Origin of the sequence: Streptomyces sp. P3 (genome assembly GCF_003032475.1) — a bacterium.
Lineage (GTDB): Bacteria > Actinomycetota > Actinomycetes > Streptomycetales > Streptomycetaceae > Streptomyces.
Window position 1 is genome coordinate 2,843,492 of the sequence record NZ_CP028369.1, and the last position, 17,785, is coordinate 2,861,276.

Sequence of the window (17,785 nt, forward strand, 5' to 3'; positions counted from 1 at the left end):
ACGCCGCAGCGGCAGCGGCGGCCACCGCGACCGTCACGATGTCGCCGCGGTCGCCGTCCGCAGCGCCCGGAGCAGTGCCTGTGCCCGCGGGTCCGCCGTCACGCTCGTCCGGAAACCGTTGGTGACATAGGCGAAGGCGATCCCCGACTCCGGGTCGGCGAGGCCGAGGGCGCCGCCGCGGCCCGGGTGGCCGAAGGCGCCGGGGGACAGCAGCGGGGAGACGGCGCCGTGCAGCATGGGGCCGAGGCCGAACCGGGTGTTCACCACCAGGACCCGGTCCGGGCCCGACGACTGCTCGCCGCGCGCGAGTTCCACCGTCTTCGGCCGCAGCAGCCGCACCCCGCCCTCCACCTCGCCGATCAGCGACGCGTAGAAGCGGGCGAGGCCCTCGGCGGTCGCGATGCCGTTGGAGGCGGGCAGGGCGGCGGCCCGGTACGCGGCGTCGTTCTCGTCGGGCAGCGGGGTGATCGCGGCGAAGGCGCGGCGGGTGAGGGAGGCCGGATCGGCGTAGGCGGCCGTGACGGCGGGCCTGGGCCGGGTCCTCAGCGTGCCGGTCTGCGCCGGCGCCTCGACCTGGCCCACGCGCCCCGCGCGCCCGCGCAGCGCCGCCGGCAGTCCGAGCCACAGGTCGGCGCCGAGCGGCCGGGCGATCTCGTCGGCGATCCACTCGCCGACCGGCCGTCCGGTGATCCGCCGTACCAGTTCGCCGGTCAGCCAGCTGTAGGTCTGCGCGTGGTAGCCGTGGTCCGTCCCGGGCTCCCAGACCGGCGCCTGTGCCGCGACCGCCGCCGCGCCGAGGTCGGGGTCGGCGGCCTCCGCGGGCGTCAGCGGCCGGTCGAGGACCGGCACGCCCGCGCGGTGTGCGAGGACATGCCGTACGAGGGTGCGCTCCTTGCCGGCCGCCTTGTACTCGGGCCAGTACGTTCCCACGGGCGCGTCCAGGTCCAGCTCGCCGCGCTGGTGCAGCAGCAGGAGGCCGGCGGCGACCACGCCCTTGGTCGCCGAGCGCACGATCTGGGCGGTGCCTTGCTCCCAGGGGGCCGTGCCGTCGACGTCCTTCGTGCCGCCCCACAGGTCGACGACCTTGCGGCCGTCCCGGTAGACGGCGACCGCCGCGCCCCGGTCGCCGAGCGCCTCGAAGTTCCGTGCGAACGCCTCCCGGACCGGCTCGAAGCCCTCGGCCACCGCACCGTTCACGTCCACGCCCGCACGTCCTCTCGCAGTTCGCCTTCGACTCCTCGGGGAACGCCCGGGGCTGGGCTGCGATTCCTTCGTCCCGTCAGCCGAGAATGATCGTTACATCGATGTTGCCGCGCGTGGCGTTCGAGTACGGGCACACCTGGTGCGCCGCGTCCACCAGCTTCTCCGCGAGACCCGGGTCCAGGACGGGGAGCGAGACGCTGAGCGCGACCGCGAGCCCGTAGCCCTTGGTGCTGTTGGGGCCGATCCCGACCTTGGCCGCCACCGTCGACCCCGTCAGGTCGTAGCCCGCACGGTTGCCGACCAGGATCAGCGCGTTGTGGAAGCAGGAGCTGTAGCCGGCCGCGAAGAGCTGTTCCGGGTTGGTGCCGTTGCCGTCGCCGCCCAGCTGCGGCGGCATCGCCACCTTCAGCTCGATCTGGCCGTCCTGACTGGTCACGAACCCGTCGCGGCCCCCGTGCGCGGTGGCCTCGGCGACGTACATGATCTTCGTCGGACGGGTGTCGGCGGTGCCGGCCGTCCCGGCGGTCTCGGTCGTAGCGGCTGCGGCGCCCTCTGTCACGGCGGTCCCTCCCCAAACATCTTCCCCAATTGCATCGTGCACAAGGTACCGGCCGGTAGGTAGGTGCGTCCCGGGGAGGGGCAGATAACCCTCGGTAACTTCGCCTCGGGCCGCGGACGTGTCCGGCCGGCCGGACAGGCCGCCACAGGGGGAGTCCCGGCGGGTGCGCGCGTGGGGGTGGGTCAGCGGGCACGCGGGGGTGGGTCCTAGCGGGCGCGGTCCGCCATCGGGTGCGCCCGCTCCGCGAGGCCCCACAGCTCCTCGCGCAGCCGCGCGACCTCCGCCGTGTCCAGTCCCGTCGCGGCGAGCAGCGCCCCGGGGACGCGCTCCGCACGCCCCTTCAGCTCCTCGCCGCGACCGGTGCACGCCACCAGCACCGAGCGCTCGTCGTGCGCCGCCCGCTCCCGGCGCACCAGCCCCGCCGCCTCCAGGCGCTTCAGCAGCGGCGACATCGTGCCGTAGTCCAGCCGCAGCGCGGACGCCAGGTCCTTGACCCTCGTCTCGCCGCGCTCCCACAGCAGCAGGAGCACGAGGTACTGCGGGTAGGTCAGGCCCAGCTCCTCCAGCAGCGGCCGGTAGGCGGCCGTCACCGCGCGCTGGGCCGCGTACAGCGCGAAACACAGCTGCTCGTCGAGGAGCAGCAGCGAGCGGTCGGCGGCGGGTTCCTCGTCAGTCACCCGCCCATTGTGGCGGAGCGCGGGTCGAACCCGAAGGGCAGCTCCAGGCGATGGGCGCGCATGAGGGCGTCGTCCGCGAGCAGCTCGCCCGTCGGGCCGTCCGCCGCGATCACGCCCTCGCTGAGGATCAGGGCGCGTGAGCAGAGCTCCAGGGCGTACGGCAGGTCGTGGGTGACCATCAGCACCGTGACGTCCAACCCCCGCAGGATGTCGGCCAGTTCGCGCCGGGAGGCGGGGTCGAGGTTGGAGGACGGCTCGTCCAGGACGAGGATCTCCGGCTCCATGGCGAGGACCGTCGCGACGGCCACCCGGCGCCGCTGCCCGAAGGAGAGGTGGTGCGGCGGACGGTCCTTGAACTCCGCCATGCCCACCTGCGCGAGCGCGTGGTCGACCCGCGCCTCCAGCGCGGCCCCCTTCAGTCCGGCCGCCGCCGGTCCGAACGCCACGTCCTCGCGGACGGTCGGCATGAACAGCTGGTCGTCCGGGTCCTGGAAGACGATGCCGACCTTGCGTCGGATCTCGGCCATGTGCCGCTTGTCCACGGGCAGTCCGGCCACCGTCACCGTGCCGGTGCCGCCGGTCAGGATGCCGTTGAGGTGCAGCACGAGCGTCGTCTTGCCGGCGCCGTTCGGCCCGAGCAGCGCGACCCGTTCCCCGCGCGCGACGGAGAAGTCCACACCGAACAGGGCCTGGTGGCCGTCCGGGTAGGCGAAGGCCAGACCGGCCACGTCGAGGGAGGCCGGCCCGTCGGGGGAGGCCGCCAGGTCGGGGGAAGCCGTCACGTCAGTCACAGGACCCATCCCAACACGCAGACGACGAGAGCGGCGAACGGGAGGGTCAGCGCGTACGACCACTGGGCCCGGGAGGCGGTCACCTCGTCGATCACCGGCATGGAACCGGCGTACCCCCGGCTGATCATGGCCAGGTGCACGCGTTCGCCCCGCTCGTAGGAGCGGATGAACAGTGCGCCCGCCGACTTCGCGAGCACCCCCCAGTGCCGCACCCCGCGGGCCTCGAAACCGCGTGACTCCCGGGCGATCCGCATGCGCCGCATCTCGTCCGCGATGACGTCCCCGTAGCGGATCATGAAGGAGGCGATCTGCACGAGCAGGGGCGGCAGTCTCAGCCGCTGCAACCCGAGCAGCAGCTCCCGCAGTTCGGTGGTGGACGCCAGCAGCACGGACGCGGCGACGCCCAGGGTGCCCTTCGCGAGCACGTTCCAGGCACCCCACAGTCCGTCGACGCTGAGGGACAGCCCGAGGACGTCCATCCGCTCGCCCTCGGCCACGAACGGCATCAGCACGGCGAACGCGACGAACGGCGCCTCGATCAGCAGCCGCTTCAGCAGGAGGCCGGCGGGCACGCGCGCGCGATGCGCGACGAACGCCAGCAGCAGCGCGTACAGGCCGAACGCCCACATCGCCTCCCGGGGCGTCGACACCACGACGACCACGAACGCGAGGACGGCGGCCAGTTTGGTGTGCGGCGGCAGACCGTGCACGGGTGAGTGTCCGTGCAGGTAGAGCCGGTGGGCGTGGCCTGCTCCCATGGCCGTCAGACGTTCTCTACGGCCGTGGGGGACGCGTCGGCGCCGCGTCGCCTGCGCACCGTCCAGAACATCGCGCTGCCCCCGACGACGGTCACGCCGACGCCGATGACGCCGGCGAGGCCGCCGGACAGGCGGGCGTTCGTCACGTCCTTGACGCCGTAGTCGGCGAGCGGGGAGTCGGAGGTCGCGTGCTTCTCGGTCTTCGCGTCGATGCCCTTGTCGGCGGCGACCTTCTCCAGGCCGTCGGGGCTCGCGGAGGCGTAGAAGCTGACGAATCCGGCCAGTACGAGGGAGGTGACGAGGCCCGTCGCCCACAGCGTGCGCCGGGACGTGCGCGCCGCCACCGGGGCGGCGGGCCCGGTGGGCGCCCTGCCGGCCGCCGGGGCGTCGACGAGTTCGCCGTTCACCCGCAGCCGGAGTTTCTGTCGCAGGTCACGGGCGCCGTGGACCAGATCCGGGCGCACGGCGAGCACGGCGCCGACGGTCAGCGCGGTGATCGCCGCCTCGCCGACGCCGATCAGCACGTGCACGCCGATCATGGCGGTGGCGACCTTGCCGATGGCCACGTGGGTGGTGCCGCCGATCCAGTACAGGAACGTGAAGGCCACGGCGGCGGCGGGCACGGACAGCACGGCGGCGACGAAGGACGCGGCCGTGACGGACCGGCGGCTGCGCGGCAGCACCTTCACCAGGCCCCGGAAGACGGCGTAGGCGACGACCGTCGTCACGATGGCCATGTCGGTGATGTTCACGCCGAGGGCGGTGAGTCCGCCGTCGGCGAAGAGGACGCCCTGCATGAGCAGGACCACGGACACGCACAGGATCCCGGTGAAGGGGCCGACGAGTATCGCGGCGAGCGCACCGCCGAGCAGATGGCCGCTGGTCCCCGCCGCGACGGGGAAGTTGAGCATCTGCACGGCGAAGATGAAGGCCGCGACGAGGCCGGCCAGCGGCGCGGTCCGGTCGTCGAGCTCACGGCGCGCGCCGCGCAGGCTCACGGCGATGGCGCCGGCGGCCACGACACCGGTCACGGCGGAGGTCGGGGCGTTGATGAATCCGTCGGGTACGTGCACCCGACGATGATAGGGGCTTGATGCGAACTATTCGCAAGAGCGAGAATCTTGTGTATCGCAGGGTGTTGCAGTGCGACGCATCGCACAGATGAGATCCGTCTGCTCGGACGAGCGTATTACGGCAGATATGGGACATTGGAGGGGAGTGGACGCACAGCTTCCGCACAGGTCACGCTGCGTGAGAGGGTCGGCCGATGTCTGTAGTCGAACAGTACGCGCGAGCCCATATCGTCACGGACGCCGACCAGGTCGAGGAGGAACGGACGGCCGTTCCCGTCGTCCTGCGCTACGACCCGGACAGCGACCCCCGCTCGGTACGGGTCGGACTGCCCGACCGGCACGAGTGGACGTTCTCCCGAACGCTCCTCGAACAGGGCCTGCGCGCCCCGGCCGGCACCGGAGAGGTCCGGGTGTGGCCGTGCGGGCGCGTCCAGGCGATCGTGGAGTTCCATTCCCCTGACGGCGTCTCGGTCGTCCAGTTCGAGTCGAAGACGCTGCTGCGCTTCCTGCGCCGCACCTACACGGCCACCGCCGCCAAGGGCTCGGCCACGGCGCGGCAGCAGCCCGTCAGCCACTAGGGCGTGTCCCGGGCCCGGTGACACACCTTCCGGGACCCCGGGACGGCGGGACCCCGGGATCGCGAGAACGGGACGGGGCCCGCCGGCGCCGTCCCCGAGGGGCCGGCCGTCAGCCGCCCAGGCGCAGCAGCGACGCCACGATCGGGCCGGCCGTGTCCCCGCCGTGGCCGCCCGCCTGGACGACTCCCGCGGCCGCCAGGTCGCCCCGGTAGGCGGTGAACCAGCCGTTGGGCTTGTCCTGGTTGTCGACCTCCGCGGAACCCGTCTTGGCGCCGTAGTCGGGGCCGAGGCCGGACATCGCCTCGGCGGCGGTGCCGGCCGCGGCGGTGTAGTTCATCAGCTCCCGCAGCTGGGACAGCGTGGCCGCCGACATGGTGCGGGAGGCCTTCGCCAGCGTGCGGTCGTCCACCGACGGGGCGACCAGGTACGGCTGGTGGAAGGAGCCCGACTTCACGGTCGCGGCGACCGACGCCATGTTCAGCGGGTTCATCCGGACCCCGCCCTGGCCGATCAGCGACGCCGCCATCTGAGCCTTCGACTGCACCGGCACCGAACCGTCGAAGGACGGGACCCCGATCGCCCAGTTGTTCATCGACAGACCGAACACCTGCTGCGCCTGCTTGGTCAGGCTGTCGTCGTCCAGCTCCGGCGCCTGGCTGATGAAGGCGGTGTTGCAGGAGCGCGCGAAACTCGCCTTGAACGTGCCGTCCTTGATCTCGAAGTCGTCGTCGTTGTGGAACTTCCAGCCGCCGTAGGTGAACGTCTTGGGGCAGGGGTGCGTCTTGTCCGCCGACGCCAGCTCCTTCTCGATGAGCAGCGAGGACGTGACGACCTTCATCGTCGAGCCGGGCGCCAGCGAGCCGTTGAACGCGGTGTTGAAGCCGTGACCGGCGTTGGCCACCGCGAGGATCTCGCCCGTGGAGGGGCGCAGCACGACGACCGACGACTTCGCGGTCTTCGCCACCTGCTGCTCGGCGGCCGCCTGGAGGGCCGGGCTCAGCGTGGTCTTCACGGTGCCCGGAGTGCCCTTGCTCAGCTCCAGCAGCGTCTTGTCGGAGACCTTCTTCGCCTTGGCCGCCTTGCCGCGGACGACCTGGAGCTCGACGCCCGCCTTGCCGCCCGCCTTCTTCCCGTACTTCTCCCGCAACCCGTCCAGGACGGGCGCCAGAGAGGGGTACTTCGCGACGCTGAGCTCACCGCCGTCGCGGTCGACGGCCTTGACCGGCGGAGTGCCCGCCGCACCGGTGACGAGCCGGTCGCCGTCCTGCAGATCCGGGTGGACGACCGACGCGTGCCAGTCGACCTGCGCCTTGCCGTTCTTCGGGTTGCGGACCACGGTGAGCGAGCTGGCGTACGACAGCGGCTTGCTGACGTCCTTGTACGTCACCGTGCCCTTCACCGTGAACGGGATTCTGGTGCCCGTGGCCTCGCCGGCGCTGAGGGCGACGCCGGTGACATGGGCGTCCTTGCCGTAGCCGGTCAGCAGGGCGGAGGCGGCCGCGGCATCGTCCGTGACGGCGGCCGCCCGGGCCACCTCGCCCCCCTGCCAGGCCGTGAGGAACCGCTGGGCCACGGCCTTGGCCTCGTCCGCCGACGGGGGGTCGGTCCGGAACCTGAGCACCTCTCGGCGGTCCCCGGAGGAACCGTCGAGGGCCGCCGCCCCGCCGTACAGCGCGTAGACGCCGATTCCGGCGCCCGCGACCACGACGGCGATCATGCCGCCCACCACGGCGGGACGCCGCCTGCTGCGTTGCTCTTCGACGCGCCTTCTCTTGCCCACTGCGTGCGATCCTCCGGATCCCCAGGGGCTTCCCCCCGCCCCGTTGCCCTCGTTGCCCTCACCGACCCCAACGACGGCAACAGCCTAGAGTCCCGTCCGGTGGATGTGACGTCATAGGTGACGTCGGCCACTCCGGTTCCGGTTCAGCCGGCCCGCAGCACCTCCGCGACGATCGGCCCCGACGCGTCGACTCCGTGGCCGCCGTCCTGGGTCATCGCGGCGGCCGCCACGTCGCCCCGGTAGCCGGTGAACCAGCTGTCGGACCGGGCCTGTCCGTCGACCTCGGCGGAGCCGGTCTTCGCGCCGATGCGGCCGCCCAGACCGGCCATGACCTGGGCCGCGGTGCCGCTGGTCGCGGTGCGGTTCATCATGGAGCGCAACTGCTGGACGGTGCTCGCCGACAGGCCCTTCGCGCGGGCCGGGTCGCGGCCGTCGAGGCTCAGCGGCACGATCACCGGCTGCCGGAAGGCGCCGGTCATCGCGGTCGCGGTCACCGAGGCCATGTTCAGCGGGTTCATCTGGACCTTGCCCTGGCCGATCAGGCCGGCCGCGGTGTCCGGGCCGCCGGCCGCCGGGACGGAGCCGTCGAACGACGGGATGCCGGTCTGCCAGTCGAGGCCGATCCCGAAGCGGTCCCGGGCCTCGTTCGTCAGCGAGTCGACCTTCACCTCGTCCGCGAACTTCACGAACGCCGTGTTGCAGGAGCGGGCGAAGCTCTCGGAGAGGGTCGCGCCCTCGTCGGGCTTCATGCCCTTGATGTTCTTGAAGGTCTGGCTCTCGGAGACGGCCGAGGACGGGCACGGCGCGGGCCCGTTCGCGGTGGTGAGCCCGCTGTCGATGAGGGTGGCCGCGCTGACGATCTTCATGGTGGAGCCGGGCGCGACCTCGCCCAGGAACGCGGCGTTCCAGCCGTCGGCGCGGTTGTTGGCGACGGCCAGGATCTCGCCGGTGCTCGGCTCGAGGGCCACCACCGACGACTCGGGGTGCTTTTGGACCGCCTTCTCCGCCGCCGCCTGCACGCGCGCGCTGAGGGTGGTGGGCAGCTTGCCCGCCTTGCCCTCGGCGAGCGTCAGCAGTGAGGTGTCGGCGGTGTCGGGGGTGGCGTGCCGGATCGCCAGCTCGACGCCCGGCGTCCCGCCCGCCTTCGCCCCGTACTTCGTGCGCAGCTGGTCCAGGACCGGTCCCAGGGAGGGGTACTTCTCCTTCGTCAGCACCTTGCCGTCCCGGTCCACCGCCTCGATCGACGGCGCCGACGAGTCGCCCGTGACCAGGGTGTCGTCCATGCTCTTGAGCGCGGGATGGACGACCGACGGCTGCCAGTCGACCAGCGCCCTGCCGGTGGTGACGCCCCGCACGACCGTCAGCCGGCTCCGGTAGGCGAGCGGCTTGGACTTCCCGTCGTAGGACACCGTCGCCTTCACGGAGAAGGGCACACTGTCGCCGACCGGGCTGCCCGGTGTGATCTGCACGCCCGTGATGTGCGCGGCCTGGCCGTACGAGGTCAGCAGCGGCCCGGCCTTCGCCGCGTTGTCGGTGAGATCGGCGGCGGCCGAGGCCTGCCCCTTCTCCCAGGCCGCGAAGAACGCGGCGCTGGTGTCCTTCACCTCGGAGTCGCTCGGTGGTCCGCTCTTCACGGCCACCGGCTCGGCGCCTCCCGGCCCGCCGCTCCCGTCGGTGTCGCTGAGCGCGCTCACGATGTTGAAGGCTCCATAGCCGGCCCCGCCCACCATCACCGCTAACGCCGAGCCGACTATGGCCGCCTTGGCCCCCTTGCGCATGGTCCGCGTCCTCCCCGTATCCCCGTGGCGACCCTCCCGGGCCTTTTCTGAACGCGTTCAGAAAACCGCGCTCAGCCTCACAGTAAGCGCTAACCGGGCGGACGGGGCGGGAGTTTCCGCAATCGTTAGACCCACGTGTCCAGCCACATCCGTGAACGCCAGTCGTCGATCGGGATGGCCTGGCCGGTGTAGAGGGGCCAGAAGTAGATGAAGTTCCAGGCGATCAGCAGGACCAGGACGCCCGCGCCCGTGGCGCCCGCCACCCGGCGGGTGTCGCTGGAGCCCGGTGGGCCGACGAGGGCGCCGATCATCATCGCCACCGCCAGACACAGGAACGGCAGGAAGACCACGGCGTAGAAGAGGAAGATCGTGCGTTCCTGGTACATGAACCACGGCAGGTAGCCGGCCGCGACGGCGCAGACGATCGCGCCCGCCCGCCAGTCACGGCGGAACAGCCAGCGCCACAGCACGAACAGCACCGCGAAGCAGGCCGCCCACCACAGCAGCGGGGTGCCGATGGCCAGCACCTCCCGCGCGCACTTCTCGCCCGCGTCCGCCGGGCAGCCGTCCACACCGGGCGCCGGCGACTCGTAGAAGTAGGAGACCGGGCGGCCGAGGACGAGCCAGCTCCACGGGTTCGACTGGTACGTGTGCGGCGACGTCAGGTGGGTGTGGAACTCGTAGACCTCGTGCTCGTAGTGCCACAGGCTGCGCCACCAGTCGGGGAACAGCCACGTCCAGCTGCCGCCCCTGCCGTCGGTCGCCGCCCAGTTGCGGTAGTAGCCGCCCCTGCCGTCCGCGGCGGACAGGATCCAGCCCGTCCACGACACCAGGTACGTGACCAGCGCGACCGGCACCGTCGCCAGGAACGCGAAGCCCGTGTCCCGCTTCAGCACCGCCAGGTACGGACGCCGGGCGCCCGCCACCTTGCGCGAGCCGACGTCCCACAACACCGTCATCAGGCAGAACGCCACCATGATGTACAGGCCGTTCCACTTCGTGCCGATGGCCAGGCCCAGCATCAGGCCCGCCCCCCAGCGCCAGGGGCGCCACCCGATGCGGGTCGTCTCCGCGAGGTGCGCGTCCGGACGGCAGCGGCCGTCGGCGTCCGGCTCGAGCGCCGCGGCGAGTCGCGCGCGGGCCCAGTCCCGGTCGGCGACCAGACAGCCGAACGCCGCCAGCACGAAGAACATCAGCACCCCGTCGAGCAGGGCCGTGCGGCTCATCACGAAGTGCAGGCCGTCCACCGCCATCAGCGCGCCCGCGAGACAGCCGAGGAACGTGGAGCGGAAGAGGCGGCGGCCGATCCGGCACAGCATCAGCACGCTGAGCGTGCCGAGCACCGCCGTCATGAACCGCCAGCCGAACGGATCGAACCCGAAGAGCAGTTCGCCCAGCCCGATCACGTACTTGCCGACGGGCGGATGCACGACGTACGCCGCGTTCCCCGAGATCGGGACATGGCCGCCCGAGGACAGGATGGCGTCGTTGGCGTTCTTGTCCCAGTTGACCTCGAACCCGCGGTGGACGAGCGCCCACGCGTCCTTCGCGTAGTACGTCTCGTCGAATATCACCGCCCTGGGGCTGCCCAGGTGCCAGAACCGCAGCACCCCCGCCACCAGCGTGACCAGCAGCGGCCCCAGCCAGGAAGACCAGCGGACGATCCGGTCCGCCCACCCGTACGGGACGCCGAGCGCCTGCCACAGCCGCGGGCCCGGCTGTGCGAACGGCGGCAGCAGACGCTCCCGGACGTCGGCGGAGGGCTGCGCCGGGTAGCCGAAACGGCGCAGCCGCTGCTGCCACGACGGCCGCCGGTCGTGCGGCGCCGGGCCCTGCCGGTAGTCCGTGGAGTCCATGGAGGACGCGGTACTGGTCACCGCGCCATCGTAGGGAACACGTCTGTGTGAGTCCCGCGTCTCTCCCCCTGCGAGGATGGAAACGTGACAGCTACGACCCGAACCGCCCCCGGAGTCCTCGTCCTCGCCGGCACGCCGATCGGCGACGTCGCGGACGCCCCGCCGCGCCTCGCCGAGGAACTGACGGTCGCCGACGTCATCGCCGCCGAGGACACCCGCAGACTGCGCCGGCTGACGCAGTCCCTGGGCGTGACGCCCAAGGGGCGGGTGGTGTCCTACTTCGAGGGCAACGAGTCCGCCCGCACACCCGAGCTGGTCGAGGAACTCGTCGGCGGCGCACGGGTGCTGCTGGTCACCGACGCCGGGATGCCCTCGGTCTCCGACCCCGGCTACCGGCTGGTCGCCGCCGCCGTCGAGCGGGACGTCCGCGTCACCGCCGTCCCCGGCCCGTCCGCCGTGCTCACCGCGCTGGCCCTGTCCGGGCTGCCCGTCGACCGGTTCTGCTTCGAGGGGTTCCTGCCGCGCAAGGCGGGCGAACGGCTGTCGCGGCTGCGCGACGTCGCCGACGAGCGCCGCACGCTCGTCTACTTCGAGGCCCCCCACCGGCTCGACGACACCCTCGCCGCGATGGCCGAGGTGTTCGGCGCGGACCGGCGGGCCGCCGTCTGCCGCGAACTGACCAAGACCTACGAAGAGGTGAAGCGCGGCCCGCTCGGCGAACTGGCCCGGTGGGCGGCCGAGGGCGTGCGGGGCGAGATCACCGTCGTCGTCACCGGCGCGCCGGAACGCGGGCCCGAGGAACTCGACGCCGCGGAACTGGTCCGGCGCGTACGGGTGCGCGAGGAGGCGGGCGAGCGCCGCAAGGAGGCCATCGCGGCCGTCGCCGCGGAAGCCGGACTGCCCAAGCGCGAGGTGTTCGACGCGGTGGTGGCGGCGAAGAACTCCGGTGCGCTGTGACGGCTGGTACCAGGGTGTTGTGAAGGAGCTCACACCCCCTCTGAGCAGGGCGCATGTCGTCTGAGCGTGCGCCCCATGCGCGGGCAAAGGACCCCGGGCCCTGGGGCAAGGGACACCCAAATCGCCTTCAACAGTGCACAGGTCGAGTGCATTCGCCACCGGGGAGGCGTCCACTGGACGACGGGACGTGAGGCGTCCCACCAGCGGACCACGGGAGCGGCCATGAGTGACATCACAGGGCAGACCGGCCTCCGCGGCGGTGCGAGCGCCGTCGTCAACGAGTCGTACTCCTTCGCCTGCATGCGCTGCGGGCACGGCTGGGAACAGTCGTACGAGATCGAGCACCACACCGACGCCGACGGACACGAGTTCGTCCTCTACGTGGCGAACGGGCGTGTCGTACCGTCGCCGCTGAGCCGGCCGGCCTGCCAGAACTGCGACGGGCACATCGTGCGCATCATGCGGGCGGGTCAGGTCTCCTCGGTGCTGAGCGCGGCCCGTCAGCGCAAGGCGCCTCCGGCCGGACCGGTCCGGGCGCCGGTGACGGCGGCCGAGGGACAGCCGCAGCACCACTGGCACCTGTCCGACCTGCTGCACCCCTTCCGCAAGGCGAGCTAGCCGGGAGCAGGCCGGGCGAGGGCGGCCCCTTCCGTAGGATCGGGGCATGTCTTCGAACGCCGGCGACCGCGCCGACAAGAGTGCCGCGCCGCCGCTTCCGGCCCCCCTCGGGGTGCCGGTCGCGGACTCCCACACCCACCTCGACATGCAGTCGGGCACGGTGGCGGAGGCCCTCGCCAAAGCCGCGTCGGTCGGCGTGACCACGGTCGTCCAGGTCGGCTGCGACGTCCGCGGCTCCCGGTGGGCGGCCGAGACGGCGGCGGCGCACGACAGCGTGCACGCCGCCGTCGCCCTGCACCCGAACGAGGCGCCGCGCATCGTGCACGGCGACCCCGGGGGAGGGGGGTCCCGGCAGGGGGCGCGCGGGGCGGGCGGCATGGCGGCGCTCGACGAGGCGCTCGCCGAGATCGACCGCCTCGCCGCGCTCCCGCACGTCAAGGGCGTCGGCGAGACGGGCCTCGACTTCTTCCGCACCGGCCCCGAGGGCAAGGAAGCCCAGGAGAGCTCCTTCCGCGCCCACATCGAGATGGCCAAACGGCACGGCAAGGCCCTGGTCATCCACGACCGCGACGCGCACGCCGACGTGCTGCGCGTCCTGAAGGAGGAGGGCGCCCCCGAGCGGACCGTCTTCCACTGCTATTCCGGCGACGCCGAGATGGCCGGGGTCTGCGCCCGCGCCGGCTACTTCATGTCCTTCGCCGGCAACGTCACCTTCAAGAACGCCCAGAACCTCAGGGACGCCGTCGCCGTGGCCCCCGCGGAGCTGCTCCTGGTGGAGACCGACGCCCCGTTCCTGACCCCGGCGCCCTACCGCGGACGGCCCAACGCCCCCTACCTCATCCCCGTCACCGTGCGCGCCCTGGCCGCCGTGCGGGGCGTCGACGAGGACGTCCTGGCCGCCGCGCTCGCCGCCAACACGGCACGCGCGTTCGGATACTGACCCGCACACGCGCGTCGAACACGACGCTCGGTAGCCGCGCCACTTTGGAGAGTGACCGTCGCTCCGCTAGGTTCTGGGGGCCCGATCCGGACCCCACCCCTGGAGTGTCGGCGTGAGCAACTCGCAGTACCTCGAGTACGGGCCGTACGGCGGCGGTACGCAGGTCGACCTGCACAACGCCGAGACGGTCGCGTACGGCGTGTACGCGGCGCCCGGGACGTACGACGACACGTACCGCCCCTCGTACGAGGAGTACGCGACGGACGACGCGCGCGACGCGTACGAAACGCAGCCGATCCCGGCCGGGCCCGCGCGGACCCTGCAGCTGACCGAGCCGGTGCTCCCCCTCCCCCTCCCCCTCTCCCAACCGCCGCTGCCGGCGCAGGGCGTGGGGCGGCGGGCCGAGCGCCGGCGCCGGGCCCGTGACGCCGAGCGCCCGGAGTCCGCGATGCGCCGGCTGCTCCCGCAGGCCCTCGTCGTCGCGTTCCTGGCCGGCGGCACCACCGCGTTCGTCGCCGACGACAAGGCGGTGGAGCTGACCGTCGACGGCAGGCCGCGCACCCTGCACACCTTCGCCGACGACGTGGGCGAACTCCTCGCGGACGAGGGTGTGCGGGTGGGCGAGCACGACGTGGTCGTACCCGCCCCGGGCTCGGACCTCGCGAGCGGCGACGAGATCACCGTGCACTACGGGCGGCCCGTCCGGCTCACCCTGGACGGGCAGCCGCAAGAGTGGTGGACGACCGCGCACACCGTCGAGGAGGCGCTCCGGCAGCTCGGGGTGCGGGCGGAGGGCGCGTACATGTCCGTGTCGCGCTCCCAGCGCATCGGACGCGCGGGGCTGGCGATGGACGTGCGCACCGAGCGCTCCGTGACCGTCATGGCCGACGGCCGGGCCCGCACCATCCGCACCAACGCGGCGACCGTGCGCGAGGCGGTCGCGGCGGCCGGGATCACCCTGCGCGGCGAGGACACCACCTCCGTGGAGCCCGGCAGTTTCCCGCGCGACGGCCAGACGGTCACGGTGCTGCGGATCACCGGCTCCCAGGAGGTCCGCGAGGAGCAGATCCCGTTCGGCGTACGCCGCACCGCGGACCCGTCGCTGTTCCAGGGCGCGGAGGTGGTGGAGCGGGCCGGTCGGCCCGGACTGCGGCGCATCACCTACGCCCTGCGCTCCGTCAACGGCGTGCGGCAGAAGCCCCGGCGGCTCCGCGAGGAGATCGTGCGCGAGCCGCGCGAGCAGCGGGTGAGGGTCGGGACGAAGCCGCTGCCGTCGTCGGTGCGGGGAGCGGACGGCCTGGACTGGCGCGGCCTCGCGGCCTGTGAGTCGGGCGGCCGGCCCGGCGCCGTCGACCCGTCGGGCACCTACGGCGGGCTCTACCAGTTCGACACCCGAACCTGGCAGAGCCTCGGCGGCCGCGGACGGCCGCAGGACGCCCCGGCGGCGGAGCAGACGTACCGCGCGAAGAAGCTCTACGTGCGACGCGGCGCGAGCCCCTGGCCGCACTGCGGACGGCGCCTGCACGGCTGACCGCGTCGCACGGCGGCGGAGAGGGCGGCGGTGCCGCGGTCGGACCCGGGTCACGGCGGCCGCCCCGGATACGGCGGCCGCCCCGGATACGGCGGTCGCCCCGGATACGGCGCCCCCGGGTCACGGCGGCGGTGCGGGGGCGTCCTCGCAGCCCCGTACCCTTGTTCCGTGAGCAGCAGCCCCCCTTCCGACGCCCTCCTGAGCCCCGCCGACATCCGTGAGCTGGCGGCCGTCCTCGGCGTGCGGCCCACCAAGCAGCGCGGCCAGAACTTCGTGATCGACGGGAACACCGTCCGCCGGATCGTCCGCACCGCGGGGGTGCGGCCCGACGACGTGGTCGTCGAGGTCGGTCCCGGGCTCGGCTCCCTCACTCTCGCGCTGCTGGAGGTCGCCGACCGGGTCACGGCCGTCGAGATCGACGACGTCCTGGCCGGCGCGCTGCCCGCGACGATCGCCGCCCGCATGCCGCGGCGCGCGGAGCGGTTCGCGCTGGTGCACTCCGACGCGATGCACGTGACCGAGCTGCCGGGCCCCGCTCCCACCGCTCTCGTCGCGAACCTGCCGTACAACGTGGCCGTGCCCGTGCTGCTGCACATGCTGGAGATGTTCCCGAGCATCGAACGCACCCTGGTCATGGTCCAGTCGGAGGTCGCCGACCGGCTCGCCGCGGGCCCCGGCTCGAAGGTGTACGGCGTGCCGTCCGTGAAGGCGAACTGGTACGCCGACGTCAAGCGGGCCGGCGCCATCGGCCGCAACGTCTTCTGGCCGGCGCCGAACGTGGACAGCGGGCTGGTCTCGCTGGTGCGGCGGTCCGAGCCGATCAGGACCACGGCCTCCCGGCGCGAGGTCTTCGCCGTCGTCGACGCGGCCTTCGCCCAGCGCCGCAAGACCCTGCGGGCCGCGCTCGCCGGATGGGCGGGGTCGGCGGCCGCCGCCGAAACGGCCCTGGTCGCCGCCGGGGTGTCCCCGCAGGCGCGCGGCGAGGCCCTCACCGTCGAGGAGTTCGCCCGGATCGCCGAGCACCGGCAGAAGGACTCCGCGTGAGCGCCCGCGTCACCGTGCGGGTGCCCGCCAAGGTCAACGTGCAGCTCGCGGTGGGCGCGGCCCGCCCGGACGGCTTCCACGACCTGGCCAACGTGTTCCTGGCGGTCGGCCTGTACGACGAGGTCACGGTGACCCCGGCCGACGCGCTCCGCGTCACCTGCGAGGGCCCGGACGCGGGGCAGGTGCCCCTGGACCGCACGAACCTGGCGGCACGGGCCGCGATCGCCCTCGCCGAGCGGTACGGCCGCACCCCCGACGTGCATCTGCACATCGCCAAGGACATCCCGGTCGCCGGGGGCATGGCGGGCGGCAGCGCGGACGGCGCGGGCGCGCTGCTGGCCTGCGACGCGCTGTGGGGAACCGGTGCCACCCGGGACGAACTCCTCGACATCTGCGCCGAGTTGGGCAGCGATGTGCCGTTCAGTCTGGTCGGCGGGGCAGCCCTCGGCACCGGGCGAGGCGAGAAGCTGACGGCCCTGGAGACCGGCGGCGCCTTCCACTGGGTGTTCGCCATGGCCGGGCGGGGGCTGTCGACGCCGGCGGTGTTCCGCGAGTTCGACCGGCTCACCCGGGGTACGGACGTTCCCGAGCCGGTCGCCTCGAACGCGCTCCTGGACGCCCTCTCCGCGGGCGACCCCGACGCCCTCGCGGCCACCGTCTCCAACGACCTCCAGCCCGCCGCGCTGTCGCTCTTCCCGGAACTCGCCGGCACTCTGGGCGCGGGGCGCGGGGCGGGAGCGCTGGCCGCGCTGGTCTCGGGCTCGGGCCCGACGACGGCGTTCCTCGTCCGTGATCCGGGGGCGGCACGGACAGTGGCCGAGGCCCTGCGCGCCTCCGGCACCTGCCGAGCGGCGCGGGTGGCCTCGGCGCCGGCGGCGGGGGCGACGGTGCTCTGAGGGCGGCCGTGGTCAGAGTTCGTCGATGGCGGTCAGGTCGATGACGATGTCATAGGGCTTGTCGACCTTGACCTGGTCCCGATGCATCCCTGTGTGAACGTACGCCTGGGTGAGCGGGTCCAGCTCGTACACATGGATGACAGCCCTGTTGCTGGTCCCGCTCTGCTCGACTCGCCAGAAATTCGGGATTCCGGCGGCCGCGTACTTCTGTGGCTTGGTCGTGCGGTCCCGGGATTCCGAGTCCGGTGAGACGACCTCCACGGCGAGGAGCACGTCCTCGGCCCGGTAACTCGTCTGATCCGGGCCGGTGACCGCGTCGGCGCGGATCACGCTGACGTCCGGTTCGGGGCCGTTGCGGGTGTCGAGGACGATGGTCATCTCGCGTTTGACCTTGAACTCGGCCGGCAGCCCACCGCGCAGACCAGTGACCAGCAGGTCGATCGCATCGGCGTGGAAAGCTCGCTGGGGACTCACGAAGACCAGGCTCCCGTCGATCAGCTCGGTGTGCGGCGGGAGATCAGGCAGCGTGAACAGGTCGTCCACGGTGTAACCGTCCTGCGGCGGCACCGGCCACTGGACGCGGCGCTTGACGGACTCGGCGGTCATGGTTCCTCCCATGGACGGGATCCTGCTGCCCGACCTTCACGGTAGCGGCCCGATCCCGATCACGTCATCACAAAGAGTGATGGGACCCTCGCGCCCGGTGCCTCACCCGTCAGGCCGTAGGCTTAAAGGCTGTCCGACCC

Annotated in this window: 17 protein-coding genes; 7 read left to right on the forward strand and 10 right to left on the reverse strand. The window is 72.7% G+C overall.

Translation table 11 applies throughout. From position 1 onward, the window contains the following. Positions 1–33 precede the first annotated feature (33 nt). From C6376_RS12820 to C6376_RS12845, 6 genes are all read right to left on the reverse strand, one after another. Entirely contained in the window at positions 34–1,203 is a 1,170-nt protein-coding gene (locus tag C6376_RS12820) for a serine hydrolase domain-containing protein (RefSeq protein WP_107443534.1), read from the reverse strand. Positions 1,204–1,279: 76 nt separating this feature from the next. After that, a complete protein-coding gene (locus C6376_RS12825; protein ID WP_057579357.1) occupies positions 1,280–1,684 on the reverse strand; it encodes an organic hydroperoxide resistance protein in 405 nt (134 codons plus the stop codon). Positions 1,685–1,968: 284 nt separating this feature from the next. Then, a complete protein-coding gene (locus tag C6376_RS12830; RefSeq protein WP_107443535.1) occupies positions 1,969–2,439 on the reverse strand; it encodes a MarR family winged helix-turn-helix transcriptional regulator in 471 nt (156 codons plus the stop codon). Next, positions 2,436–3,239 (reverse strand): energy-coupling factor ABC transporter ATP-binding protein, encoded by an 804-nt coding sequence (locus C6376_RS12835; RefSeq protein ID WP_107443536.1) that lies wholly within the window; start codon positions 3,237–3,239, stop codon positions 2,436–2,438. Before C6376_RS12835 ends, C6376_RS12830 begins: the two co-directional genes overlap by 4 nt. Then, positions 3,227–3,988, reverse strand: a complete 762-nt coding sequence (gene cbiQ, locus C6376_RS12840) for a cobalt ECF transporter T component CbiQ (protein ID WP_107443537.1) — start codon at positions 3,986–3,988, stop codon at positions 3,227–3,229. The genes C6376_RS12835 and cbiQ overlap by 13 nt, the downstream gene beginning before the upstream one ends. Before the next feature lie 5 nt (positions 3,989–3,993). Next, the gene (locus tag C6376_RS12845; RefSeq protein ID WP_107443538.1) at positions 3,994–5,061 is read right to left on the reverse strand and encodes an energy-coupling factor ABC transporter permease; all 1,068 of its coding nucleotides are present in this window, start codon (positions 5,059–5,061) and stop codon (positions 3,994–3,996) included. Between the two features lie 194 nt (positions 5,062–5,255). Between C6376_RS12845 and C6376_RS12850 the strand changes: the two genes are divergently transcribed. Beyond that, a complete protein-coding gene (locus C6376_RS12850; protein WP_107443539.1) occupies positions 5,256–5,639 on the forward strand; it encodes an SsgA family sporulation/cell division regulator in 384 nt (127 codons plus the stop codon). Between the two features lie 109 nt (positions 5,640–5,748). Here C6376_RS12850 and C6376_RS12855 read toward each other — a convergent pair whose 3' ends face one another. The 3 genes from C6376_RS12855 to C6376_RS12865 form a co-directional block, all read right to left on the reverse strand. Continuing rightward, on the reverse strand, positions 5,749–7,419 hold the full coding sequence (locus C6376_RS12855; RefSeq protein ID WP_107443540.1) for a penicillin-binding transpeptidase domain-containing protein: 1,671 nt from the start codon (positions 7,417–7,419) through the stop codon (positions 5,749–5,751). A 143-nt stretch (positions 7,420–7,562) separates the two neighbouring features. Next, entirely contained in the window at positions 7,563–9,197 is a 1,635-nt protein-coding gene (locus C6376_RS12860) for a penicillin-binding transpeptidase domain-containing protein (RefSeq protein ID WP_107443541.1), read from the reverse strand. Between the two features lie 125 nt (positions 9,198–9,322). Next, positions 9,323–11,074, reverse strand: a complete 1,752-nt coding sequence (locus C6376_RS12865) for a dolichyl-phosphate-mannose--protein mannosyltransferase (RefSeq protein WP_107443542.1) — start codon at positions 11,072–11,074, stop codon at positions 9,323–9,325. Positions 11,075–11,137: 63 nt separating this feature from the next. Here C6376_RS12865 and rsmI point away from each other — a divergent pair, with 63 nt between their 5' ends. The 6 genes from rsmI to C6376_RS12895 all read left to right on the forward strand — a co-directional run bounded on the left by rsmI (position 11,138) and on the right by C6376_RS12895 (position 17,039). Beyond that, on the forward strand, positions 11,138–12,010 hold the full coding sequence (gene rsmI, locus C6376_RS12870; RefSeq protein WP_107443543.1) for a 16S rRNA (cytidine(1402)-2'-O)-methyltransferase: 873 nt from the start codon (positions 11,138–11,140) through the stop codon (positions 12,008–12,010). A 222-nt stretch (positions 12,011–12,232) separates the two neighbouring features. Continuing rightward, a complete protein-coding gene (locus tag C6376_RS12875) occupies positions 12,233–12,628 on the forward strand; it encodes a hypothetical protein (RefSeq protein ID WP_107443544.1) in 396 nt (131 codons plus the stop codon). Positions 12,629–12,674: 46 nt separating this feature from the next. After that, positions 12,675–13,568, forward strand: a complete 894-nt coding sequence (locus C6376_RS12880) for a TatD family hydrolase (RefSeq protein WP_107443545.1) — start codon at positions 12,675–12,677, stop codon at positions 13,566–13,568. A 112-nt stretch (positions 13,569–13,680) separates the two neighbouring features. After that, positions 13,681–15,099: a resuscitation-promoting factor gene (locus C6376_RS12885; protein ID WP_107443546.1), complete on the forward strand. Its 1,419-nt coding sequence runs from the start codon at positions 13,681–13,683 to the stop codon at positions 15,097–15,099. Between the two features lie 168 nt (positions 15,100–15,267). After that, positions 15,268–16,143: a 16S rRNA (adenine(1518)-N(6)/adenine(1519)-N(6))-dimethyltransferase RsmA gene (gene rsmA / locus C6376_RS12890; protein ID WP_107443547.1), complete on the forward strand. Its 876-nt coding sequence runs from the start codon at positions 15,268–15,270 to the stop codon at positions 16,141–16,143. Continuing rightward, entirely contained in the window at positions 16,140–17,039 is a 900-nt protein-coding gene (locus C6376_RS12895) for a 4-(cytidine 5'-diphospho)-2-C-methyl-D-erythritol kinase (RefSeq protein ID WP_107443548.1), read from the forward strand. Before rsmA ends, C6376_RS12895 begins: the two co-directional genes overlap by 4 nt. A gap of 12 nt (positions 17,040–17,051) precedes the next feature. Here the strand turns inward: C6376_RS12895 and C6376_RS12900 are convergent, their stop codons facing one another. Further along, complete coding sequence (locus C6376_RS12900; protein WP_107443549.1) at positions 17,052–17,645, reverse strand: Uma2 family endonuclease; 594 nt, start codon at positions 17,643–17,645, stop codon at positions 17,052–17,054. Between the last annotated feature and the right edge of the window lie 140 nt (positions 17,646–17,785).